General features: G+C 53.6%; 3 protein-coding genes. 1 reads left to right on the forward strand and 2 read right to left on the reverse strand.

Annotated features, from left to right (window positions below):
• Positions 1-474 precede the first annotated feature (474 nt).
• Together ACQKE4_RS20175 and ACQKE4_RS20180 are read right to left on the reverse strand one after the other, a co-directional pair.
• Positions 475-2190 carry an ATP-binding cassette domain-containing protein gene (locus ACQKE4_RS20175; RefSeq protein WP_427390003.1) on the reverse strand — a complete coding sequence of 572 codons (1716 nt, stop codon included), beginning with the start codon at positions 2188-2190 and terminating at the stop codon, positions 475-477.
• A gap of 205 nt (positions 2191-2395) precedes the next feature.
• Positions 2396-3337 (reverse strand): LysR substrate-binding domain-containing protein, encoded by a 942-nt coding sequence (locus ACQKE4_RS20180; RefSeq protein ID WP_427390004.1) that lies wholly within the window; start codon positions 3335-3337, stop codon positions 2396-2398.
• Positions 3338-3471: 134 nt separating this feature from the next.
• On the opposite strand from ACQKE4_RS20180, the gene ACQKE4_RS20185 reads away from it, so the two are divergent.
• The gene (locus ACQKE4_RS20185; RefSeq protein WP_427390005.1) at positions 3472-4254 is read left to right on the forward strand and encodes a DMT family transporter; all 783 of its coding nucleotides are present in this window, start codon (positions 3472-3474) and stop codon (positions 4252-4254) included.
• The last annotated feature ends 76 nt before the right edge of the window (positions 4255-4330 follow it).

Here is a 4330-nt window from a genome sequence, read left to right on the forward strand (position 1 = left end):
AGGATGGCAGGAAGCAGTACAAGGTCTCGCCGGAGTTATTGAGACCTCTCCGGGACGTGAAGTAGGTCAACTACGTCTTGGAATGAACGCTTACGGGTGAATATCCATGACGCTTTGAGCAAAAGTACGCATAACGATTTACTCCAAATGATTGTAGAGTCTGGTCAAGCTCATGGATGGGGGCCTCAAGCTTAGCTGTTGCTTCACTGTTAGCGATTACCCCTGCAACGCCGGTTGGGTGAATCATTTTGGTCTCCGAGACGCCGAGAAAAACATGAAGACGTTGGCTAGCTATAAGTAGACATACTAGGCTGCCGTCCAGCGCTTCGTGCCTTTATACAGTACCAACGGGAGTGTAGGCGGCAAGCCTTGGCCGGGTGTATAACTCTCTTCTGGAGCAGCCTGCCAGAGTAACAAGCGACGTAGAGCAGCAGCCGAATGCGCACGCCAATGAGCACCCCCAATGTTCAAAGCTTAACTCCCTTGTTCTACCACAATCTGCGTGTTGCACGGGCCGATATCAATGAATTCATCAGCAAGCGCAAGTACCTGCTCACGATGACTTACTACCACCAGGGTCTCAACGCGTGACCTTAGCGCCTGCATGAGCTTTATCTCGCGCGCACTATCCAGCGCTGCCGTGGGTTCATCGAGGATCATGGTGCATGTGCCGCGCAGCAGCGCTCTGCCAATAGCGATGCGCTGTTGCTCCCCACCGGAAAGATTTCTTCCTTGTACGCCGACATCTCGATCCAGCACACCTTCTCCAGAGGTTTCACCGCCGATCCGTTCTAGATCCAGCAGTTCGATGAGTGTCAGGAGCTCTTGGTCAGGCACAGGCTGAGGATGCGCGTACAGAAGATTTTCGCGAACGCTACCGCTGAAAATCAGCGGTGCTTGGGGAACGACACTTACTTCGCTAAGAATGTCCTCCGGTGAAAGGCGGCGAACACTGACACCGTGGAAGAGGATCTCGCCAGCAGCTTGAGATTCAAGCCCCAAAAGGGTTCTTAACAGCGTGGATTTTCCGCTACCTGATGGGCCGCGGACCCCGTACATTTTGCCTGACTGAATTTCCACACTGAGCGGCATAGCGGAAGTGGCGTCATCGGCGCGTAAGGTTACCTCGCGTAGCGTGAAGACAGGCTGCTGATGATCCAGAGTGATATCGGCCCCGGCCTGGGGATCGGTCGGCAGGTCAAGGTATCTAAGGCCGTCACCTAGAGCGACGTAGTTCTTCTTAAGGTCGATCAGCGCCGCCGCAATCATGACGAAGGGGGAGGTGAGTTGAACCACATAGGTCGTGATCATGATGAAATCGCCGACTTGATAGCGCTGGCGTAGTGTTTCGCTGACGGTATAGAGGGTGAACCCACCCAGCACGGCGCCCACAGCGAGAACTTGTCCACCCATCAAACCGCTGAGCTTCGCATGGGTCCCGTATACCGTGTGAACATAAGTGCTCAGATACTGGTCGAGTTTGCGTTCTTCATGTCCAACCGCGAGGTTGATTTTAATGTCGTACAGGGCACGTAGGCGCTCGGCGAGGAATTCACTCAGCTGTGTATGCGTCTGGTAGAAGCGCTTGTGGATGCGGGTCGTCGTATCGGCAATTCGGTAGGTCAACGCGAAAAGCACAACAATGGCCAGAATGAAGGCGGCTGCGAAGGTGAGGTTGATCACCTGCCAGAGAATACCAAAGACAAAGCAAAGCTGGATGACGACCGGAGTGATGGTCCAGAAGAGGGCGTGGTTGATAAGGCCAAAACTGCTCATCGCTCGGTTCACGTCGGCCATGACCACACCTGTATCAAGCTGATGCTGCGCTTGGTAAGGTAACCGTAGCAGACGCCGCACAATACTCGAATACACGGCCGCATCGCACCTAGCCATTACGTATGCGCTGGCTAGATTCTTTCCCCACTCCATCATGTTGCTTAACGTCCAGCCGACTGCATAGGCAGTAGCGAAGACGTAGATCATACCTACTGCCACATCACCTGAATCCTCAATTAAGAGGTTGGTTGTTTGACGCAGTAAATAGGGAACAGATGCGCCCACCGCCGCAATGCTGATCATGAGCATCAGTACTAATATGAGGTGGATAAAAAATCTTGGATAGTGAGACCGGATCAGCTCGAGTCCGCGCCGGTAGGTGGCTACATAGGATGGAGAATACGTATCTTTCATAAAAACTTGCTCGCGGCTGTAGCCTCACTCGTAGGGCAGCCGGATCAGGACCACTTTGGTCTCCATTCGCGGCGCGTTTTCCTTCATTCGCCCCTCGTTTTAATACACTAACGCTACCGCATTGAAAAAAAACAGTACCTCTAAGAATAAATAGCGAGCCTTCGACAAGCAACTGTTGGCGGGGTGGTGTCAACCGACACCCTTATCAGGTTGGGGTAGCATCGGCTAAGGGAGTGCTAATGAATTGTGACTTCGTCGCAGTGGAAAGCGTAAGGAAGTCCGCCAGTTGCTGGGTGGCACGCTTCTGTGACGCCTGAACCATCAAGAGTTCTACCATCGGCAGCTCCGGAAATCCCTCCCGCTTGCCTAAAATAATGTGGTCTTCAGCAAGCGCACTGGCGGGCAGCACACCGATGCCGAGACCAGCCGACACAGCGGCACGGATATTGTCATAAGAGGCACTGACATAGGCGCTGTAGCCGTGCTTTCCGGGCTGATCCAATGCGGCGAGCGCTGCGCTTCGGTAGCAACAGCCGTCAGGAAAGATAACAAGCGGTATATCAGACATACGGTCAAAATCATGCCTTTGAGCGGCCACCCAGTGGAGGGGCTCTCGCCGCAGCAGATGACACTGCCAGCGTTGGTCGCTTGGCGTGAAGTCTCCCACACACTTAAAGATGGCGAGATCAAGGCCGCTGTTATCGAGCTGGTGGAGCAGTTGCGAGGAGAGCGCAGAGACAACTTCCAGACGAAGATTGCGGTTTAGCTCGGCGCAGCGGGAAATGGCGCCATGTAGATCCACCACCTTGAAATCATCGGGAACACCAATCAGCAGACGTCCGGCAATTTCCGGTTGTTGCATGGCACTCACCGCCTCAGATGTGCGGGAAAGTATCTCATTGACGGCGGGAAGAAAACGCTCGCCGTCTGCCGTCAAACCAAGGATGTGACCTTGGCGACGCTCAAGTAACTTACAGCCGAGTATTTCCTCCAGTCGTTTCAGACTTTGGGTAACCGCAGACTGGCTACGGTACAACTGCAGACCTGCCTGCTGAAAACCATTGCCTTCGGCCAACAGTACGAAAGCACGAAGGTGTTCCAACGTGACTCGCCTATCGCCCAAGGGGGAAGGTTGGCAATTAAACACGCTTCATCTCCGCATTGAACATTAATTGATCTAATTATGAATGGTTAATAATTAATTTCCACTGCATGTAACTCCCATGCACCATCAGTCTAAAGGTGATGGTGCAAAAGCAGGTTGGCGCTTTAGGGGGCTGGATGAACAATTTCGTATTAACTGGTTTGGTGGTCATTTTCAGCATCATTTGGAGTTCGGCGTTTATCGCAGGCGCCATAGCGCTGTCTGATTTTGATCCCTTTACGCTGCTCACACTCCGGTTCTTGTTGAGTGCGTTACTGATGCTGCCCATTTGCTTTAGCTGCGGCGGATTCCGGTGGTCAACCCGTGAAGATCGCATCGCTATCCGACGCGGGTTGCTGCTCGGCATTCTTAACAATGCCCTTTACCTGGGGCTGAGCTTTGCCGCTTTGCAGATGGTTTCCCCCAAGATTGTCATTGTGATTGTCAGCTGCGCACCTCTGGTCACAAGTTTGCTATCGGCATGGTGGGGTGTAGAACCCCTTTCCCCGATGAAGCTGCTCGGTGCTGCACTGGGTTTAGTGGGTGTGGTGGTTATCTCAGGCGTTGCTAGCGGCATGCCGGTGGATCTCTGGGGCGTACTGATGGCAACCGGCGGCATGCTCGCCTTTGCTAGTGGCACTGTTTTCTTCCGAGGCCAAGGTGCAGGTCTACCTGTATTACAGGCCAATTTCTGGCAGTCCATTGCCGGGGCTCTCGCGCTTCTACCCATGGTAATGGCGTTCGGACAGCCGCTTACCGTGCCATCTACCGCTACCTTAATAGCGATGACACATCTGGTACTTGTCGTCACCATCGGCGGTATGAGCCTCTGGCTTGTGCTGATTCGCATCAGCGGCGCCTCGACGGCATCAAGCTACCACCTTCTTAATCCGTTCTTCGGCGGTAAGCGTTCATTCTAAGACGTCCTGCCGCCCGGCTGACATTCGCCCTACAGTAACCTCACATTTGCCCACACGAGGTTACCCCCATGAGAAA

This window comes from Halomonas sp. NPDC076908 (assembly GCF_050269715.1).
GTDB lineage: Bacteria > Pseudomonadota > Gammaproteobacteria > Pseudomonadales > Halomonadaceae > Vreelandella.

What these genes read in the sequence shown, in the direction of transcription:
- ACQKE4_RS20175 (WP_427390003.1), bottom strand. Translation starts at nt 2,190, where the DNA reads ATGAAAGATACGTATTCTCCATCCTATGTAGCCACCTACCGGCGCGGA.
- ACQKE4_RS20185 (WP_427390005.1), top strand. Translation starts at nt 3,472, where the DNA reads ATGAACAATTTCGTATTAACTGGTTTGGTGGTCATTTTCAGCATCATT.